28 protein-coding genes are annotated in these 18,380 nt (G+C 43.1%); 21 read left to right on the top strand and 7 right to left on the bottom strand.

The genetic code is table 11. The annotated features are described in order from the left end of the window. From J5M73_RS30310 to J5M73_RS30300, 3 genes are all read right to left on the bottom strand, one after another. The coding region (locus J5M73_RS30310; RefSeq protein ID WP_024179632.1) for a replication protein at positions 1-416 on the bottom strand (416 nt) is incomplete at its 3' end. A 32-nt stretch (positions 417-448) separates the two neighbouring features. Next, positions 449-742, bottom strand: a complete 294-nt coding sequence (locus J5M73_RS30305; protein WP_000251069.1) for a lambda phage CII family protein — start codon at positions 740-742, stop codon at positions 449-451. A gap of 118 nt (positions 743-860) precedes the next feature. Continuing rightward, positions 861-1,061: a Cro/CI family transcriptional regulator gene (locus tag J5M73_RS30300; protein WP_000437875.1), complete on the bottom strand. Its 201-nt coding sequence runs from the start codon at positions 1,059-1,061 to the stop codon at positions 861-863. 100 nt (positions 1,062-1,161) lie between these two features. Here J5M73_RS30300 and J5M73_RS30295 point away from each other — a divergent pair, with 100 nt between their 5' ends. The 4 genes from J5M73_RS30295 (at position 1,162) to J5M73_RS30280 (ending at position 4,065) form a co-directional block, all read left to right on the top strand. Then, complete coding sequence (locus J5M73_RS30295) at positions 1,162-1,875, top strand: LexA family transcriptional regulator (RefSeq protein WP_000104864.1); 714 nt, start codon at positions 1,162-1,164, stop codon at positions 1,873-1,875. A 112-nt stretch (positions 1,876-1,987) separates the two neighbouring features. Further along, the gene (locus tag J5M73_RS30290) at positions 1,988-2,827 is read left to right on the top strand and encodes a protein rexA (protein WP_000788349.1); all 840 of its coding nucleotides are present in this window, start codon (positions 1,988-1,990) and stop codon (positions 2,825-2,827) included. 15 nt (positions 2,828-2,842) lie between these two features. Then, complete coding sequence (locus J5M73_RS30285; protein ID WP_001245922.1) at positions 2,843-3,277, top strand: protein rexB; 435 nt, start codon at positions 2,843-2,845, stop codon at positions 3,275-3,277. 464 nt (positions 3,278-3,741) lie between these two features. Beyond that, positions 3,742-4,065, top strand: coding sequence for an antitermination protein N (locus tag J5M73_RS30280; protein WP_001564525.1), 324 nt, complete (start codon positions 3,742-3,744; stop codon positions 4,063-4,065). Here the strand turns inward: J5M73_RS30280 and J5M73_RS30275 are convergent, their stop codons facing one another. Beyond that, a complete protein-coding gene (locus tag J5M73_RS30275) occupies positions 4,066-4,548 on the bottom strand; it encodes a superinfection exclusion B family protein (protein ID WP_000281856.1) in 483 nt (160 codons plus the stop codon). It lies immediately after the preceding gene. A gap of 266 nt (positions 4,549-4,814) precedes the next feature. Here J5M73_RS30275 and J5M73_RS30270 point away from each other — a divergent pair, with 266 nt between their 5' ends. From J5M73_RS30270 to J5M73_RS30185, 17 genes are all read left to right on the top strand, one after another. After that, positions 4,815-5,015: an antirestriction Ral family protein gene (locus J5M73_RS30270; RefSeq protein WP_000213975.1), complete on the top strand. Its 201-nt coding sequence runs from the start codon at positions 4,815-4,817 to the stop codon at positions 5,013-5,015. Positions 5,016-5,197: 182 nt separating this feature from the next. Then, the gene (locus tag J5M73_RS30265) at positions 5,198-5,566 is read left to right on the top strand and encodes a DUF2528 family protein (RefSeq protein ID WP_000065374.1); all 369 of its coding nucleotides are present in this window, start codon (positions 5,198-5,200) and stop codon (positions 5,564-5,566) included. 79 nt (positions 5,567-5,645) lie between these two features. Then, the gene (gene kil / locus J5M73_RS32195) at positions 5,646-5,915 is read left to right on the top strand and encodes a host cell division inhibitory peptide Kil (RefSeq protein WP_001130922.1); all 270 of its coding nucleotides are present in this window, start codon (positions 5,646-5,648) and stop codon (positions 5,913-5,915) included. Positions 5,916-5,989: 74 nt separating this feature from the next. Then, positions 5,990-6,286: a host-nuclease inhibitor Gam family protein gene (locus J5M73_RS30250; RefSeq protein ID WP_000995451.1), complete on the top strand. Its 297-nt coding sequence runs from the start codon at positions 5,990-5,992 to the stop codon at positions 6,284-6,286. Between the two features lie 5 nt (positions 6,287-6,291). Then, a complete protein-coding gene (bet, locus tag J5M73_RS30245; RefSeq protein ID WP_000100844.1) occupies positions 6,292-7,077 on the top strand; it encodes a phage recombination protein Bet in 786 nt (261 codons plus the stop codon). Beyond that, positions 7,074-7,754, top strand: coding sequence for a lambda exonuclease family protein (locus tag J5M73_RS30240; RefSeq protein WP_000186853.1), 681 nt, complete (start codon positions 7,074-7,076; stop codon positions 7,752-7,754). The genes bet and J5M73_RS30240 overlap by 4 nt, the downstream gene beginning before the upstream one ends. Continuing rightward, positions 7,745-7,933: a DUF1317 domain-containing protein gene (locus J5M73_RS30235; RefSeq protein WP_001251812.1), complete on the top strand. Its 189-nt coding sequence runs from the start codon at positions 7,745-7,747 to the stop codon at positions 7,931-7,933. The genes J5M73_RS30240 and J5M73_RS30235 overlap by 10 nt, the downstream gene beginning before the upstream one ends. Continuing rightward, complete coding sequence (locus J5M73_RS30230; protein WP_015979260.1) at positions 7,906-8,097, top strand: DUF1382 family protein; 192 nt, start codon at positions 7,906-7,908, stop codon at positions 8,095-8,097. Before J5M73_RS30235 ends, J5M73_RS30230 begins: the two co-directional genes overlap by 28 nt. A 391-nt stretch (positions 8,098-8,488) precedes the next feature. Further along, a complete protein-coding gene (locus tag J5M73_RS30225) occupies positions 8,489-8,710 on the top strand; it encodes a TraR/DksA family transcriptional regulator (protein ID WP_000763367.1) in 222 nt (73 codons plus the stop codon). Continuing rightward, positions 8,707-9,255 carry an ead/Ea22-like family protein gene (locus J5M73_RS30220; protein ID WP_001289873.1) on the top strand — a complete coding sequence of 183 codons (549 nt, stop codon included), beginning with the start codon at positions 8,707-8,709 and terminating at the stop codon, positions 9,253-9,255. Before J5M73_RS30225 ends, J5M73_RS30220 begins: the two co-directional genes overlap by 4 nt. A gap of 191 nt (positions 9,256-9,446) precedes the next feature. Next, positions 9,447-9,728 carry a hypothetical protein gene (locus J5M73_RS30215; protein WP_000026224.1) on the top strand — a complete coding sequence of 94 codons (282 nt, stop codon included), beginning with the start codon at positions 9,447-9,449 and terminating at the stop codon, positions 9,726-9,728. Between the two features lie 88 nt (positions 9,729-9,816). After that, on the top strand, positions 9,817-9,984 hold the full coding sequence (locus tag J5M73_RS30210) for a hypothetical protein (RefSeq protein WP_000545733.1): 168 nt from the start codon (positions 9,817-9,819) through the stop codon (positions 9,982-9,984). A gap of 39 nt (positions 9,985-10,023) precedes the next feature. After that, a complete protein-coding gene (locus J5M73_RS30205; protein WP_002414258.1) occupies positions 10,024-10,242 on the top strand; it encodes an excisionase in 219 nt (72 codons plus the stop codon). Continuing rightward, positions 10,220-11,290: a tyrosine-type recombinase/integrase gene (locus J5M73_RS30200; protein ID WP_000533640.1), complete on the top strand. Its 1,071-nt coding sequence runs from the start codon at positions 10,220-10,222 to the stop codon at positions 11,288-11,290. Before J5M73_RS30205 ends, J5M73_RS30200 begins: the two co-directional genes overlap by 23 nt. Positions 11,291-12,128: 838 nt before the next feature. Then, positions 12,129-13,706, top strand: a complete 1,578-nt coding sequence (locus tag J5M73_RS30195; protein ID WP_015979259.1) for an AAA family ATPase — start codon at positions 12,129-12,131, stop codon at positions 13,704-13,706. After that, entirely contained in the window at positions 13,703-14,593 is an 891-nt protein-coding gene (locus J5M73_RS30190) for an HNH endonuclease (RefSeq protein WP_000735931.1), read from the top strand. The genes J5M73_RS30195 and J5M73_RS30190 overlap by 4 nt, the downstream gene beginning before the upstream one ends. 590 nt (positions 14,594-15,183) lie before the next feature. Further along, positions 15,184-16,416: a hypothetical protein gene (locus J5M73_RS30185; protein ID WP_000162952.1), complete on the top strand. Its 1,233-nt coding sequence runs from the start codon at positions 15,184-15,186 to the stop codon at positions 16,414-16,416. Between the two features lie 128 nt (positions 16,417-16,544). Here J5M73_RS30185 and J5M73_RS30180 read toward each other — a convergent pair whose 3' ends face one another. The 3 genes from J5M73_RS30180 to J5M73_RS32135 all read right to left on the bottom strand — a co-directional run. Continuing rightward, positions 16,545-17,129, bottom strand: a complete 585-nt coding sequence (locus J5M73_RS30180) for a tail fiber assembly protein (protein WP_015979258.1) — start codon at positions 17,127-17,129, stop codon at positions 16,545-16,547. Beyond that, entirely contained in the window at positions 17,129-18,073 is a 945-nt protein-coding gene (locus tag J5M73_RS30175) for a phage tail protein (RefSeq protein WP_015979257.1), read from the bottom strand. The genes J5M73_RS30180 and J5M73_RS30175 overlap by 1 nt, the downstream gene beginning before the upstream one ends. 173 nt (positions 18,074-18,246) lie before the next feature. Then, positions 18,247-18,380, bottom strand: a 134-nt coding sequence (locus tag J5M73_RS32135; protein ID WP_178380542.1) for a phage tail protein, incomplete at its 5' end; no start/stop codon positions are given.

Below are 18,380 nucleotides of genomic sequence, written 5' to 3'. Positions count from 1 at the left end.
TAGCAATCCCCCAATTTGAGGGATGTTTTATCCCTCGTTTTAGGGGATTTTCCCTCGTTTTGAGGGATGCACCATTCTGAGATGTTTTTATTTGGTCCAAACATGCCGCCTTGCTGCTTGATAATATTCATTCTGACGAGTTCTAACTTGGCTTCATTGCACCGTTTGACAGGTAACTTTGTAATCTCGCTAAGTTGAGAATCGGTGATTCTGTCCATTGGTTTATTCCACCCATAGGTTTTACGCAGAATGGCAAGCAGCACTTTAAACTGTCGCTTGGTCAGATCTGCGCCCGAATAAGCCTCAAGCAGCATATTTGATAGTCTGGCGTAACCATCATCGAGATCTGCCACATTACGCTCCTGTCCGGCAAAGTTACCTCTGCCGAAGTTGAGTATTTTTGCTGTATTTGTCATAATGACTCCTGTTGATAGATCCAGTAATGACCTCAGAACTCCATCTGGATTTGTTCAGAACGCTCGGTTGCCGCCGGGCGTTTTTTATTGGTGAGAATCGCAGCAACTTGTCGCGCCAATCGAGCCATGTCGTCGTCAACGACCCCCCATTCAAGAACAGCAAGCAGCATTGAGAACTTTGGAATCCAGTCCCTCTTCCACCTGCTGATCTGCGACTTATCAACGCCCACAGCTTCCGCTGTCTTCTCAGTTCCAAGCATTGCGATTTTGTTAAGCAACGCACTCTCGATTCGTAGAGCCTCGTTGCGTTTGTTTGCACGAACCATATGTAAGTATTTCCTTAGATAACAATTGATTGAATGTATGCAAATAAATGCATACACCATAGGTGTGGTTTAATTTGATGCCCTTTTTCAGGGCTGGAATGTGTAAGAGCGGGGTTATTTATGCTGTTGTTTTTTTGTTACTCGGGAAGGGCTTTACCTCTTCCGCATAAACGCTTCCATCAGCGTTTATAGTTAAAAAAATCTTTCGGCCTGCATGAATGGCCTTGTTGATCGCGCTTTGATATACGCCGAGATCTTTAGCTGTCTTGGTTTGCCCAAAGCGCATTGCATAATCTTTCAGGGTTATGCGTTGTTCCATACAACCTCCTTAGTACATGCAACCATTATCACCGCCAGAGGTAAAATAGTCAACACGCACGGTGTTAGATATTTATCCCTTGCGGTGATAGATTTAACGTATGAGCACAAAAAAGAAACCATTAACACAAGAGCAGCTTGAGGACGCACGTCGCCTTAAAGCAATTTATGAAAAAAAGAAAAATGAACTTGGCTTATCCCAGGAATCTGTCGCAGACAAGATGGGGATGGGGCAGTCAGGCGTTGGTGCTTTATTTAATGGCATCAATGCATTAAATGCTTATAACGCCGCATTGCTTACAAAAATTCTCAAAGTTAGCGTTGAAGAATTTAGCCCTTCAATCGCCAGAGAAATCTACGAGATGTATGAAGCGGTTAGTATGCAGCCGTCACTTAGAAGTGAGTATGAGTACCCTGTTTTTTCTCATGTTCAGGCAGGGATGTTCTCACCTAAGCTTAGAACCTTTACCAAAGGTGATGCGGAGAGATGGGTAAGCACAACCAAAAAAGCCAGTGATTCTGCATTCTGGCTTGAGGTTGAAGGTAATTCCATGACCGCACCAACAGGCTCCAAGCCAAGCTTTCCTGACGGAATGTTAATTCTCGTTGACCCTGAGCAGGCTGTTGAGCCAGGTGATTTCTGCATAGCCAGACTTGGGGGTGATGAGTTTACCTTCAAGAAACTGATCAGGGATAGCGGTCAGGTGTTTTTACAACCACTAAACCCACAGTACCCAATGATCCCATGCAATGAGAGTTGTTCCGTTGTGGGGAAAGTTATCGCTAGTCAGTGGCCTGAAGAGACGTTTGGCTGATCGGCAAGGTGTTCTGGTCGGCGCATAGCTGATAACAATTGAGCAAGAATCTTCATCGAATTAGGGGAATTTTCACTCCCCTCAGAACATAACATAGTAAATGGATTGAATTATGAAGAATGGTTTTTATGCGACTTACCGCAGCAAAAATAAAGGGAAAGATAAGCGCTCAATAAACCTGTCTGTTTTCCTTAATTCTCTGCTGGCTGATAATCATCACCTGCAGGTTGGCTCCAATTATTTGTATATTCATAAAATCGATGGAAAAACTTTTCTCTTTACCAAAACAAATGACAAGAGTCTGGTTCAGAAGATAAATCGCTCTAAAGCTTCAGTTGAAGATATTAAGAACAGCCTCGCAGATGACGAATCATTGGGATTCCCATCTTTTTTGTTTGTTGAAGGCGACACCATTGGTTTTGCCAGAACTGTTTTCGGGCCGACCACATCCGATCTGACAGATTTTTTAATCGGGAAAGGAATGTCATTAAGCAGTGGAGAGCGCGTTCAGATAGAGCCACTGATGAGGGGAACCACCAAAGACGATGTTATGCATATGCATTTCATCGGCCGAACAACGGTGAAGGTAGAAGCCAAGCTACCTGTATTTGGCGATATATTAAAGGTCTTAGGGGCAACAGATATTGAAGGGGAGCTTTTTGACTCATTGGATATAGTCATTAAGCCAAAATTTAAAAGGGATATAAAAAAGGTTGCCAAGGATATTATTTTTAACCCGTCACCTCAATTTTCAGACATTAGCCTGCGGGCAAAAGATGAGGCCGGAGATATTTTAACAGAACATTATCTATCAGAAAAAGGCCATCTCTCAGCGCCTCTGAACAAGGTCACCAATGCTGAGATAGCTGAAGAGATGGCATATTGCTACGCAAGAATGAAAAGTGATATACTGGAATGTTTTAAAAGGCAGGTGGGCAAAGTTAAGGATTAATTATCAGGAGTAATTATGCGGAACAGAATCATGCCTGGTGTTTACATAGTAATAATTCCTTACGTTATCGTAAGCATTTGCTATCTCCTTTTCCGCCACTACATTCCTGGTGTTTCTTTTTCAGCTCATAGAGATGGTCTTGGGGCGACATTGTCATCATATGCAGGAACCATGATTGCAATCCTGATTGCTGCCTTGACGTTTCTAATCGGAAGCAGAACGCGCCGACTGGCCAAGATTAGAGAGTATGGGTATATGACATCGGTAGTTATTGTCTATGCCCTTAGTTTTGTTGAGCTTGGAGCTTTGTTTTTCTGCGGGTTATTGCTTCTTTCCAGCATAAGCGGCTACATGATACCCACTATCGCCATCGGCATTGCCTCTGCATCGTTCATTCATATATGCATCCTTGTTTTCCAACTATATAATTTGACCAGAGAACAAGAATAACCCGGCCTCAGCGCCGGGTTTTCTTTGCCTCACGATCGCCCCCAAAACACATAACCAATTGTATTTATTGAAAAATAAATAGATACAACTCACTAAACATAGCAATTCAGATCTCTCACCTACCAAACAATGCCCCCCTGCAAAAAATAAATTCATATAAAAAACATACAGATAACCATCTGCGGTGATAAATTATCTCTGGCGGTGTTGACATAAATACCACTGGCGGTGATACTGAGCACATCAGCAGGACGCACTGACCACCATGAAGGTGACGCTCTTAAAAATTAAGCCCTGAAGAAGGGCAGCATTCAAAGCAGAAGGCTTTGGGGTGTGTGATACGAAACGAAGCATTGGCCGTAAGTGCGATTCCGGATTAGCTGCCAATGTGCCAATCGCGGGGGGTTTTCGTTCAGGACTACAACTGCCACACACCACCAAAGCTAACTGACAGGAGAATCCAGATGGATGCACAAACACGCCGCCGCGAACGTCGCGCAGAGAAACAGGCTCAATGGAAAGCAGCAAATCCCCTGTTGGTTGGGGTAAGCGCAAAACCAGTTAACCGCCCTATTCTCTCGCTGAATCGCAAACCGAAATCACGAGTAGAAAGCGCACTAAATCCGATAGACCTTACAGTGCTGGCTGAATACCACAAACAGATTGAAAGCAACCTGCAACGTATTGAGCGCAAGAATCAGCGCACATGGTACAGCAAGCCTGGCGAACGCGGCATAACATGCAGTGGACGCCAGAAAATTAAGGGAAAATCGATTCCTCTTATCTAGTTACTTAGATATTGGCCTTGGCTTTATCTCAATATTATATGGATCATAGCTGGCAACTAATTCAGTCCAGTAAATATCCTCAATAGGGAATAATATATGCTTTCCATTCCATCGGGAAAAAGTTTTGTTCAACACACCAAGCTCAATCAACTCACTAATGTATGGGAATTGTTTTGATGTAACCACATACTTCCTGCCTTCATTAAGGGCTGCGCACAAAACCATAGATTGCTCTTCTGTAAGGTTTTGAATTACTGATCGCACTTTATCGTTTTGCATCTTAATGCGTTTTCTTAGCTTAAATCGCTTATATCTGGCGCTGGCAATAGCTGATAATCGATGCACATTAATTGCTAGCGAAAATGCAAGAGCAAAGACGAAAACATGCCACACATGAGGAATACCGATTCTCTCATTAACATATTCAGGCCAGTTATCTGGGCTTAAAAGCAGAAGTCCAACCCAGATAACGATCATATACATGGTTCTCTCCAGAGGTTCATTACTGAACACTCGTCCGAGAATAACGAGTGGATCCATTTCTATACTCATCAAACTGTAGGGGTTGTAATAGTTTATCCGATTTCTCGCTGTAGGGGTACACGAGAACCACCGAGCCTGATGTGGTTAAAAGACAGGCACAATCTTTACTACCGCAATCCACTATTTAAGGTGATATATGGAAGAAGAATTTGAAGAGTTCGAAGAGCATCCTCAGGATGTGATGGAACAATACCAGGACTATCCGTATGACTACGACTATTGATAAAAATCAATGGTGTGGACAATTCAAGCGATGCAATGGATGCAAGCTGCAATCGGAATGCATGGTTAAGCCTGAAGAAATGTTTCCTGTAATGGAAGATGGGAAATATGTCGATAAATGGGCAATACGAACGACGGCAATGATTGCCAGAGAACTTGGTAAACAGAACAACAAAGCTGCCTGATAGTGGCCTTTATTTTTGGCATAAATAACAGAATAAACACTGCACTGTGTATTCATTCCAACGAGTGAATACACGGAGCAATGTCGCTCGTAACTAAACAGGAGCCGACTTGTTCTGATTATTGGAAATCTTCTTTGCCCTCCAGTGTGAGGGCGATTTTTTATCTGTGAGGATATGAACAGATGTCAAACATCAAAAAATACATCATTGATTACGACTGGAAAGCATCAATAGAAATTGAAATCGACCATGACGTAATGACAGAGGAAAAACTTCACCAGATTAATAATTTCTGGTCAGACTCTGAATACCGACTCAATAAACACGGCTCTGTATTAAATGCTGTATTAATCATGCTGGCGCAACATGCTCTGCTTATAGCAATTTCAAGCGACTTAAATGCATATGGTGTTGTGTGTGAGTTCGACTGGAATGATGGAAATGGTCAGGAAGGATGGCCTCCAATGGATGGTAGCGAAGGAATAAGAATTACCGATATCGATACATCAGGAATATTTGATTCAGATGATATGACTATCAAGGCCGCCTGAGTGCGGTTTTACCGCATACCAATAACGCTTCACTCGAGGCGTTTTTCGTTATGTATAAATAAGGAGCACACCATGCAATATGCCATTGCAGGGTGGCCTGTTGCTGGCTGCCCTTCCGAATCTTTACTTGAACGAATCACCCGTAAATTACGTGACGGATGGAAACGCCTTATCGACATACTTAATCAGCCAGGAGTCCCAAAGAATGGATCAAACACTTATGGCTATCCAGACTAAATTCACTATCGCCACTTTTATTGGCGATGAAAAGATGTTTCGTGAAGCCGTCGACGCTTATAAAAAATGGATATTAATACTGAAACTGAGATCAAGCAAAAGCATTCACTAACCCCCTTTCCTGTTTTCCTAATCAGCCCGGCATTTCGCGGGCGATATTTTCACAGCTATTTCAGGAGTTCAGCCATGAACGCTTATTACATTCAGGATCGTCTTGAGGCTCAGAGCTGGGCGCGTCACTACCAGCAGCTCGCCCGTGAAGAGAAAGAGGCAGAACTGGCAGACGACATGGAAAAAGGCCTGCCCCAGCACCTGTTTGAATCGCTATGCATCGATCATTTGCAACGCCACGGGGCCAGCAAAAAATCCATTACCCGTGCGTTTGATGACGATGTTGAGTTTCAGGAGCGCATGGCAGAACACATCCGGTACATGGTTGAAACCATTGCTCACCACCAGGTTGATATTGATTCAGAGGTATAAAACGAATGAGTACTGCACTCGCAACGCTGGCTGGGAAGCTGGCTGAACGTGTCGGCATGGATTCTGTCGACCCACAGGAACTGATCACCACTCTTCGCCAGACGGCATTTAAAGGTGATGCCAGCGATGCGCAGTTCATCGCATTACTGATCGTTGCCAACCAGTACGGCCTTAATCCGTGGACGAAAGAAATTTACGCCTTTCCTGATAAGCAGAATGGCATCGTTCCGGTGGTGGGCGTTGATGGCTGGTCCCGCATCATCAATGAAAACCAGCAGTTTGATGGCATGGACTTTGAGCAGGACAATGAATCCTGTACATGCCGGATTTACCGCAAGGACCGTAATCATCCGATCTGCGTTACCGAATGGATGGATGAATGCCGCCGCGAACCATTCAAAACTCGCGAAGGCAGAGAAATCACGGGGCCGTGGCAGTCGCATCCCAAACGGATGTTACGTCATAAAGCCATGATTCAGTGTGCCCGTCTGGCCTTCGGATTTGCTGGTATCTATGACAAGGATGAAGCCGAGCGCATTGTCGAAAATACTGCATACACTGCAGAACGTCAGCCGGAACGCGACATCACTCCGGTTAACGATGAAACCATGCAGGAGATTAACACTCTGCTGATCGCCCTGGATAAAACATGGGATGACGACTTATTGCCGCTCTGTTCCCAGATATTTCGCCGCGACATTCGTGCATCGTCAGAACTGACACAGGCCGAAGCAGTAAAAGCTCTTGGATTCCTGAAACAGAAAGCCGCAGAGCAGAAGGTGGCAGCATGACACCGGACATTATCCTGCAGCGTACCGGGATCGATGTGAGAGCTGTCGAACAGGGGGATGATGCGTGGCACAAATTACGGCTCGGCGTCATCACCGCTTCAGAAGTTCACAACGTGATAGCAAAACCCCGCTCCGGAAAGAAGTGGCCTGACATGAAAATGTCCTACTTCCACACCCTGCTTGCTGAGGTTTGCACCGGTGTGGCTCCGGAAGTTAACGCTAAAGCACTGGCCTGGGGAAAACAGTACGAGAACGACGCCAGAACCCTGTTTGAATTCACTTCCGGCGTGAATGTTACTGAATCCCCGATCATCTATCGCGACGAAAGTATGCGTACCGCCTGCTCTCCCGATGGTTTATGCAGTGACGGCAACGGCCTTGAACTGAAATGCCCGTTTACCTCCCGGGATTTCATGAAGTTCCGGCTCGGTGGTTTCGAGGCCATAAAGTCAGCTTACATGGCCCAGGTGCAGTACAGCATGTGGGTGACGCGAAAAAATGCCTGGTACTTTGCCAACTATGACCCGCGTATGAAGCGTGAAGGCCTGCATTATGTCGTGATTGAGCGGGATGAAAAGTACATGGCGAGTTTTGACGAGATCGTGCCGGAGTTCATCGAAAAAATGGACGAGGCACTGGCTGAAATTGGTTTTGTATTTGGGGAGCAATGGCGATGACGCATCCTCACGATAATATCCGGGTAGGCGCAATCACTTTCGTCTACTCCGTTACAAAGCGAGGCTGGGTATTTCCCGGCCTTTCTGTTATCCGAAATCCACTGAAAGCACAGCGGCTGGCTGAGGAGATAAATAATAAACGAGGGGCTGTATGCACAAAGCATCTTCTGTTGAGTTAAGAACGAGTATCGAGATGGCACATAGCCTTGCTCAAATTGGAATCAGGTTTGTGCCAATACCAGTAGAAACAGACGAAGAATTTCATACGTTAGCCGCATCCCTTTCACAAAAGCTGGAAATGATGGTGGCGAAAGCAGAAGCAGATGAGAGAAACCAGGTATGACAACCACGGAATGCATTTTTCTGGCAGCGGGCTTCATATTCTGTGTGCTTATGCTTGCCGACATGGGACTTGTTCAATGACACCTCAGCAGGAAAACGCCCTTCGCAGCATTGCCCGTCAGGCTAATTCTGAAATCAAAAAAAGCCAGACAGCAGTTTCCGGATAAAAACGTCGATGACATTTGCCGTAGCGTACTGAAGAAGCACCGCGAAACGGTAACGCTGATGGGATTCACACCGACTCATTTAAGCCTGGCAATCGGCATGTTAAACGGCGTCTTTAAGGAACGATGAACATGAAAAGCAAAATCATCAGGGAGCTACAGGCTCCTTTTTTATTATTCGCATTCACCCTCAAGCGTATTAACCAACAGTTCAGGGATTAATGAAAGATGGCAGACATCATTGATTCAGCATCAGAAATAGAAGAATTACAGCGCAACACAGCAATAAAAATGCGCCGCCTGAACCACCAGGCTATATCTGCCACTCATTGTTGTGAGTGTGGCGATCCGATAGATGAACGAAGACGCCTGGTCGTTCAGGGTTGTCGGACTTGTGCAAGTTGCCAGGAGGATCTGGAACTTATCAGTAAACAGAGAGGTTCGAAGTGAGCGAAATTAACTCTCAGGCACTGCGTGAAGCGGCAGAGCAGGCAATGCATGACGACTGGGGATTTGACGCAGACCTTTTCCATGAATTGGTAACACCATCGATTGTGCTGGAACTGCTGGATGAACGGGAAAGAAACCAGCAATACATCAAACGCCGCGACCAGGAGAACGAGGATATTGCGCTAACAGTAGGGAAACTGCGTGTTGAGCTTGAAACAGCAAAATCAAAACTCAACGAGCAGCGTGAGTATTACGAAGGTGTTATCTCGGATGGGAGTAAGCGTATTGCTAAACTGGAAAGCAACGAAGTCCGTGAAGACGGAAACCAGTTTCTTGTTGTTCGCCATCCTGGGAAGACTCCTGTTATCAAGCACTGCACTGGTGACCTGGAAGAGTTTCTGCGGCAGTTAATCGAACAAGACCCGTTAGTAACTATCGACATCATTACGCATCGCTATTACGGGGTTGGAGGTCAATGGGTTCAGGATGCAGGTGAGTATCTGCATATGATGTCTGACGCTGGCATTCGCATCAAAGGAGAGTGAGATCGGTTTTGTAAAAGATAACGCTTGTGAAAATGCTGAATTTCGCGTCGTCTTCACAGCGATGCCAGAGTCTGTAGTGTCAGATGATGACCGTACTCAAACATCGGGTTGAGTATTATCTTACTGTTTCTTTACATAAACATTGCTGATACCGTTTAGCTGAAACGACATACATTGCAAGGAGTTTATAAATGAGTATCAATGAGTTAGAGTCTGAGCAAAAAGATTGGGCGTTATCAATGTTGTGCAGATCCGGTGTCTTGTCTCCATGCAGACATCACGAAGGTGTTTATGTAGATGAAGGTATAGATATAGAGTCGGCATACAAATATTCCATGAAGGTTTATAAGTCTAATGAAGACAAATCCCCATTCTGCAATGTGCGAGAAATGACTGATACCGTGCAAAATTATTATCACGAGTACGGTGGAAACGATACTTGCCCTCTCTGTACAAAACATATAGATGATTAAACCCAATATTACATAACAATCCTCGCACTCGCGGGGATTTATTTTATCTGAACTCGCTACGGCGGGTTTTGTTTTATGGAGATGATAAATGCACTTCCGAGTCACAGGAGAATGGAATGGAGAGCCATTCAACAGAGTTATCGAAGCGGAGAACATCAACGACTGCTACGACCACTGGATGATATGGGCGCAGATAGCACATGCAGACGTAACCAATATTCGAATTGAAGAACTGAAAGAACACCAAGCCGCCTGATGGCGGTTTTTTCTTGCGTGTAATTGCGGAGACTTTGCGATGTACTTGACACTTCAGGAGTGGAACGCACGCCAGCGACGTCCAAGAAGCCTTGAAACAGTTCGTCGATGGGTTCGGGAATGCAGGATATTCCCACCTCCGGTTAAGGATGGAAGAGAGTATCTGTTCCACGAATCAGCGGTAAAGGTTGACTTAAATCGACCAGTAACAGGTGGCCTTTTGAAGAGGATCAGAAATGGGAAGAAGGCGAAGTCATGAGCGCCGGGATTTACCCCCTAACCTTTATATAAGAAACAATGGATATTACTGCTACAGGGACCCAAGGACGGGTAAAGAGTTTGGATTAGGCAGAGACAGGCGAATCGCAATCACTGAAGCTATACAGGCCAACATTGAGTTATTTTCAGGACACAAACACAAGCCTCTGACAGCGAGAATCAACAGTGATAATTCCGTTACGTTACATTCATGGCTTGATCGCTACGAAAAAATCCTGGCCAGCAGAGGAATCAAGCAGAAGACACTCATAAATTACATGAGCAAAATTAAAGCAATAAGGAGGGGTCTGCCTGATGCTCCACTTGAAGACATCACCACAAAAGAAATTGCGGCAATGCTCAATGGATACATAGACGAGGGCAAGGCGGCGTCAGCCAAGTTAATCAGATCAACACTGAGCGATGCATTCCGAGAGGCAATAGCTGAAGGCCATATAACAACAAACCATGTCGCTGCCACTCGCGCAGCAAAATCAGAGGTAAGGAGATCAAGACTTACGGCTGACGAATACCTGAAAATTTATCAAGCAGCAGAATCATCACCATGTTGGCTCAGACTTGCAATGGAACTGGCTGTTGTTACCGGGCAACGAGTTGGTGATTTATGCGAAATGAAGTGGTCTGATATCGTAGATGGATATCTTTATGTCGAGCAAAGCAAAACAGGCGTAAAAATTGCCATCCCAACAGCATTGCATATTGATGCTCTCGGAATATCAATGAAGGAAACACTTGATAAATGCAAAGAGATTCTTGGCGGAGAAACCATAATTGCATCTACTCGTCGCGAACCGCTTTCATCCGGCACAGTATCAAGGTATTTTATGCGCGCACGAAAAGCATCAGGTCTTTCCTTCGAAGGGGATCCGCCTACCTTTCACGAGTTGCGCAGTTTGTCTGCAAGACTCTATGAGAAGCAGATAAGCGATAAGTTTGCTCAACATCTTCTCGGGCATAAGTCGGACACCATGGCATCACAGTATCGTGATGACAGAGGCAGGGAGTGGGACAAAATTGAAATCAAATAATGATTTTATTTTGACTGATAGTGACCTGTTCGTTGCAACAAATTGATAAGCAATGCTTTTTTATAATGCCAACTTAGTATAAAAAAGCTGAACGAGAAACGTAAAATGATATAAATATCAATATATTAAATTAGATTTTGCATAAAAAACAGACTACATAATACTGTAAAACACAACATATGCAGTCACTATGAATCAACTACTTAGATGGTATTAGTGACCTGTAACAGAGCATTAGCGCAAGGTGATTTTTGTCTTCTTGCGCTAATTTTTTGTCATCAAACCTGTCGCACTCCAGAGAAGCACAAAGCCTCGCAATCCAGTGCAAAGCTTTGTGTGCCACCCACTACGACCTGCATAACCAGTAAGAAGATAGCAGTGATGTCAAACGACGCAGCTGACTTCTTTTCTTTCACGACTTCCCCACACCCAGCATGCATACCTTTCCGCCATAACTGTAGTGAATGTCTGTTATGAGCGAGGAGCGGAAGTTAACACTTATGAAAAATGGCTACGAAGTCCGTGGCTATCTATCGGCTTATTAGTACTTGAAACGCTTCTTCAGAAGCCTGAAGAGCTAATCGTTCGGCGATACTATATATGCATTAATAGACTATATCGTTGGTATAAACAGTGCACCATGCAACATGAATAACAGTGGGTTATCCAAAAGGAAGCAGAAAGCTAAATATGGAAAACTACAATACGATGCCCCGTTAAGTTCAATACTACTAATTTTTAGATGGAAAACGTATGTAATAGAGAGTAACTTAAAAGAGAGATCCTGTGTTGCCGCCAAATAAATTGCGGTTATTTTAATAAAATTAAGGGTTACTATATGTTGGAGTTTAGTGTTATTGAAAGAGGCGGGTATATTCCTGCAGTAGAAAAAAATAAGGCATTCCTACGAGCAGATGGTTGGAATGACTATTCCTTTGTTACAATGTTTTATCTTACTGTCTTTGATGAGCATGGTGAAAAATGCGATATCGGAAATGTTAAAATTGGTTTTGTAGGTCAAAAAGAAGAAGTAAGCACTTATTCATTAATAGATAAAAAATTCAGTCAACTCCCTGAAATGTTTTTTTCCTTAGGTGAAAGCATTGACTACTATGTTAATCTCAGCAAATTAAGCGATGGTTTTAAACATAACCTTCTTAAAGCTATTCAGGATTTAGTAGTATGGCCAAATCGATTAGCCGACATTGAAAATGAAAGCGTCCTTAACACCTCATTACTTAGAGGGGTAACTCTTTCAGAAATTCATGGACAGTTCGCACGTGTGTTAAATGGTTTGCCAGAATTGTCAGATTTCCACTTTTCATTTAATAGAAAAAGTGCTCCCGGATTCAGTGATTTAACTATACCTTTTGAGGTGACGGTTAATTCTATGCCCAGCACGAACATTCATGCTTTTATCGGGCGGAATGGGTGTGGTAAAACAACAATTTTGAATGGAATGATTGGTGCAATCACCAACCCAGAAAACAATGAATATTTTTTCTCTGAAAATAATAGACTTATCGAGTCAAGAATCCCAAAGGGATATTTTCGATCGCTTGTTTCAGTTTCGTTTAGTGCATTTGATCCTTTTACTCCTCCTAAAGAACAACCTGACCCAGCAAAAGGTACACAATACTTTTATATTGGACTCAAGAATGCTGCCAGCAATAGTTTAAAATCACTAGGCGATCTCCGCTTAGAATTCATTTCAGCATTTATTGGTTGTATGAGAGTAGATAGAAAAAGACAACTCTGGCTTGAAGCTATCAAAAAACTAAGTAGTGATGAAAACTTTTCAAATATGGAACTCATCAGCCTCATTTCTAAATATGAAGAGTTAAGACGTAATGAACCACAGATTCAAGTGGACGATGATAAATTCACTAAATTGTTTTATGACAATATCCAGAAATATCTGCTTCGAATGAGCTCTGGACATGCAATTGTTTTATTTACTATCACAAGATTAGTAGATGTCGTTGGCGAAAAGTCATTAGTTTTATTCGATGAACCAGAGGTTCATCTGCATCCACCTTTGCTCTCTGCTTTTTTACGAACATTAAGCGACTTACTCGATGCACGCAATGGTGTAGCAATAATTGCAACTCATTCCCCAGTAGTACTGCAAGAGGTTCCAAAATCCTGCATGTGGAAAGTCCTACGGTCAAGAGAAGCAATAAATATTATCCGTCCGGATATTGAGACATTCGGTGAGAACTTAGGTGTTTTAACTCGTGAGGTGTTTTTACTTGAAGTGACAAATTCTGGATACCACCACTTATTATCGCAGTCCGTTGATTCAGAGCTTTCTTATGAAACCATTCTAAAAAATTATAATGGTCAGATAGGATTAGAAGGTCGAACCGTTTTAAAAGCGATGATAATGAACAGAGATGAAGGTAAAGTACAATGAAAAAACTACCTCTTCCAGCGAGAACTTATAGCGAAATGCTTAATAAATGCTCGGAAGGTATGATGCAGATAAATGTTAGAAATAATTTCATTACTCACTTCCCCACTTTTTTGCAGAAAGAACAACAATATAGAATATTAAGCTCGACAGGTCAGTTATTTACCTACGACAGGACACACCCTCTTGAGCCTACAACCTTAGTAGTTGGTAACCTGACAAAGGTTAAATTAGAAAAGCTTTATGAAAATAATCTCCGAGATAAAAACAAACCCGCTAGAACATATTACGATGACATGCTTGTTTCATCAGGTGAAAAATGTCCATTTTGTGGTGATATAGGACAGACAAAAAATATAGATCATTTTCTTCCTATTGCACATTATCCTGAATTTTCGGTGATGCCTATTAATTTAGTTCCATCGTGCCGCGACTGCAATATGGGAGAGAAAGGTCAAGTTTTCGCAGTAGATGAGGTACACCAAGCGATTCATCCCTATATCGACAAGGACATTTTTTTTCGTGAGCAATGGGTATATGCAAATTTCGTTTCCGGAACTCCGGGTGCTATCAGTTTTTATGTTGAATGCCCGGCGAACTGGAGGCAGGAAGACAAACACAGAGCTCTTCATCATTTCAAGCTATTAAATATTGCTAACAGGTATCGTTTGGAGGCAGGGAAGCACTTGAGTGAAGTGATTACTCAAAGAAACTCTTTCGTAAAAGTTATAAGGAAATATAGTTCAACCGCAACGTTTCAGCAGCTACAGTCAGAATTTATTGAAGCAAATCTGAAACCTATTATAGATTTGAATGACTTCCCCAATTATTGGAAAAGAGTTATGTATCAGTGCCTAGCAAACTCGGAAGATTTTTTCAGAGGGATCTAGAATATGATGAAAGATAGAAAATTACGACGCTTATCGGAAGTGAACGAATACTTTTTATATGAGGAGGGCTGTTTTTACAAAATCCGGTAGTAACTTGCTAACCAATTCCTAGGCAGGTCATTGGCAACAGTGGCATGCACCGAGAAGGACGTTTGTAATGTCCGCTCCGGCACATAGCAGTCCTAGGGACAGTGGCGTACAGTCATAGATGGTCGGTGGGAGGTGGTACAAATTCTCTCATGCAAAAAATATGTAAAATCGGTAGCAACTGGAAATCATTCAACACCCGCACTATCGGAAGTTCACCAGCCAGCCGCAGCACGTTCCTGCATACGACGTGTCTGCGGCTCTACCATATCTCCTATGAGCAACGTGTTAGCAGAGCCAAGCCACAACTCTAATTTTAATACATAATGAATGATAATAATAATATTAAAAATTTCCTGTGTAACTAATTTACTATATGGTTTCTGATAAGAATCATTGCAAAGATCAAACAACTTGTATTACATTGACAGTTAAGCAGTTAATTTTATCACCTCTAAAATATATCAGCATCTAGCATGCAACCTATCAAAATGGAGAGTTTTATGACTAAAAAACCATGGGAAAGAAGACTTAAAGATTTATCGCACTTGCTCAAATGCTGCATTGATACATATTTTGACCCTGAATTATTTCGCTTGAATTTGAATCAATTCCTCCAAACCGCAAGAACAGTAACATTTATTATTCAAAAAAACAAAAACCAGATTATAGGATATGACATTTGGTATAACAATAATGTTATTGAAAAATGGAAAAATGATCCATTAATGGCTTGGGCTAAAAATTCTCGCAATACGATAGAAAAACAAGGCGATTTAGAAATGTATAGCGAGGCAAAGGCTACTCTTATTTCATCTTACATTGAAGAAAATGACATTGAGTTTATTACAAATGAAAGTATGTTAAACATTGGTATAAAAAAGTTAGTCAGACTTGCACAAAAGAAATTACCTTCATATTTAACTGAATCATCTATTATTAAATCAGAAAGACGATGGGTCGCTAATACGCTAAAAGATTACGAATTATTACATGCCTTAGCTATAATCTATGGCAGAATGTATAACTGCTGTAACTCTCTTGGCATACAAATAAACAATCCAATGGGTGACGATGTGATTTCGCCAACATCATTCGACTCTTTATTTGATGAAGCCAGGAGAATAACTTATTTAAAATTAAAAGATTACTCCATAAGCAAATTGTCATTTAGCATGATACAATATGACAATAAAATAATTCCTGAAGATATTAAAGAGCGTCTAAAACTGGTAGATAAGCCTAAAAATATCACTTCGACAGAAGAGTTAGTTGACTATACAGCCAAGCTTGCAGAAACGACTTTTTTAAAGGACGGTTATCACATTCAAACATTAATTTTTTATGATAAACAATTCCATCCAATTGATTTAATCAATACAACATTTGAAGATCAAGCAGATAAATATATTTTTTGGCGTTATGCAGCTGACAGAGCCAAAATAACAAATGCCTATGGCTTCATTTGGATATCAGAGCTATGGCTCAGAAAAGCAAGCATCTACTCCAATAAACCAATACATACAATGCCAATTATAGATGAAAGACTTCAGGTAATTGGAATTGATTCAAATAATAATCAAAAATGTATTTCATGGAAAATAGTTAGAGAAAACGAAGAAAAAAAACCGACTTTAGAAATATCAACAGCAGACTCAAAACATGACGAAAAACCATATTTCATGCGTTCAGTCTTAAAAGCAATTGGCGGTGATGTAAACACTATGAACAATTGAGTCATAGAACTTCCATTATTCTCCTGAAGATAATAATCGCCAAATAAACCAATACTCAGCTTTACAATATACTAACTAACCGCAGAACGTTATTTCATACAACGTTTCTGCGGCATATCACAAAACGATTACTCCATAACAGGGACAGCAGGCCACTCAATATCAGGTGCAGTTGATGTATCAACACGGTTCAGCAACACCCGATACTTCTTCCAGGCTTCCAGCAACGAGGTTTCTTCCTTCGTTGCAATTTCCAGATCTGCAGCATCCTGAAGCGGCGCAATATGCTCACTGGCTACCTGCATCAGGCTTTTTTTTGTTTCTTCCGCCTCCCGGATCCGGAACAGTTTTTCTGCTTCCGTATCCTTCACCCAGGCTGTGCCGTTCCACTTCTGATATTCCCCTCCCGGCGATAACCAGGTAAAATTTTCCGGTAACGGACCGAGTTCAGAAATAAATAACGCGTCGCCGGAAGCCACGTCATAGACGGTTTTACCCCGATGGTCTTCAACGAGATGCCACGATGCCTCATCACTGTTGAAAACAGCCACAAAGCCAGCCGGAATATCTGGCGGTGCAATATCGGTACTGTTTGCAGGCAGACCGGTATGAGGCGGAATATATGCGTCACCTTCACCAATAAATTCATTAGTTCCGGCCAGCAGATTATAAATTTTTATGGTCCGTGGTTGTTCACTCATTCTGAATGCCATTATGCAAGCCTCACAATATAGTTAAATGCAATGTTTTTGACGGTGTTTTCCGCGTTACCCGCAGCGTTAACGGTGATGGTGTGTCCGTGTGAACCAATACTGAAAGAATGGGCATGAGCACCGATAACAACCGGATGCTGGTGCGCACCAATACCAACTGTATGCGCATGTGCACCGGCACTCACGGCTGTACCGGACAATGAGTGACTGTGGCTGCCCTGACTGTCCGTTTTCGATAAATAAGCAATACCCTGTGTGCTGGTTCCTTTAACTGTGGATAAACTTCCTGTAATGGTTGCTGTTCCATACTGACTCCAGCCAGAACTGTTCATCCTTAAACCACTTGTGTGGGCATGAGCACCCGCGGCCCCTGTTGAACCGCTCAGACTGTGAGCATGAGCCCCCGTGTTATTCGTCGATTTGGTGCCGTAATCGAAACTGCCTGTTGTTTTCGTCCCGTAATCAAACGACGATGTGGTTTTCGTCCCCAAATCCGTACCGGATGCACTGGCACTGTGGGTGTGCGACTTAATTCCATCCTGTTCCTGAGACAATACAGCACGACCGCTGGCGGGTTTCCCCTTGATTGTCCAGCCTCGCATATCAGGAAGCACACCCGATGGATACGCGACAGCAAGTTTTGGGTAGGCTGATTTGTCAAACGCCTGCCCCTGCATCAGGACGTAGCCAGACGGAACGATATCTGATGGCCACGGGATCGGCGCACCTGCCGGAAAGGCCGAATTCTCACCGGCCCCAAGGTATTCAAGAACATCTGCAACGGAATTTTTTGCCAGAATATCCCTGCCAACCTGAGTCAGTTCAGTCAGGCTGGCGGCATCATTTTCCGCAAAATACGGTAATTTATTTTTCGCCGTGGAAAGCCCTGCCAGCGCCGTCAGTGTCGCATTCTTCGGTTGTTTACCCGCAAGCGCGTTAGTCATGGTGGTAGCAAAATCTGGATCATTCCCGAGCGCTGCGGCCAGTTCATTCAGCGTATTCAGTGCGTCAGGTGACGCGTCGATAACATCTGCAATCGCGGCCAGTACAAAAGCGGTGTTCGCAATCTGGGTATTGTTTGTTCCCCTGAGCGCGGTTGGTGCTGTTGGCGTTCCGGTCAGTGCCGGACTGTCCAGTGGGCTTTTCTGTTCGTTTCATCCATTACCACCTTAACCGCCTTTGGCGTTGCAGCAAGCGTTTCAGACGTGCTGTTGGTTGCACTGCTGAGCTGCACTATCCCCTTTCTCGTTG

Source organism: Pseudomonas sp. 50_B, from assembly GCF_017491625.1.
Lineage (GTDB): Bacteria > Pseudomonadota > Gammaproteobacteria > Pseudomonadales > Pseudomonadaceae > Aquipseudomonas > Aquipseudomonas danubii.
This window is presented reverse-complemented; position numbering and strand designations above follow the sequence as displayed.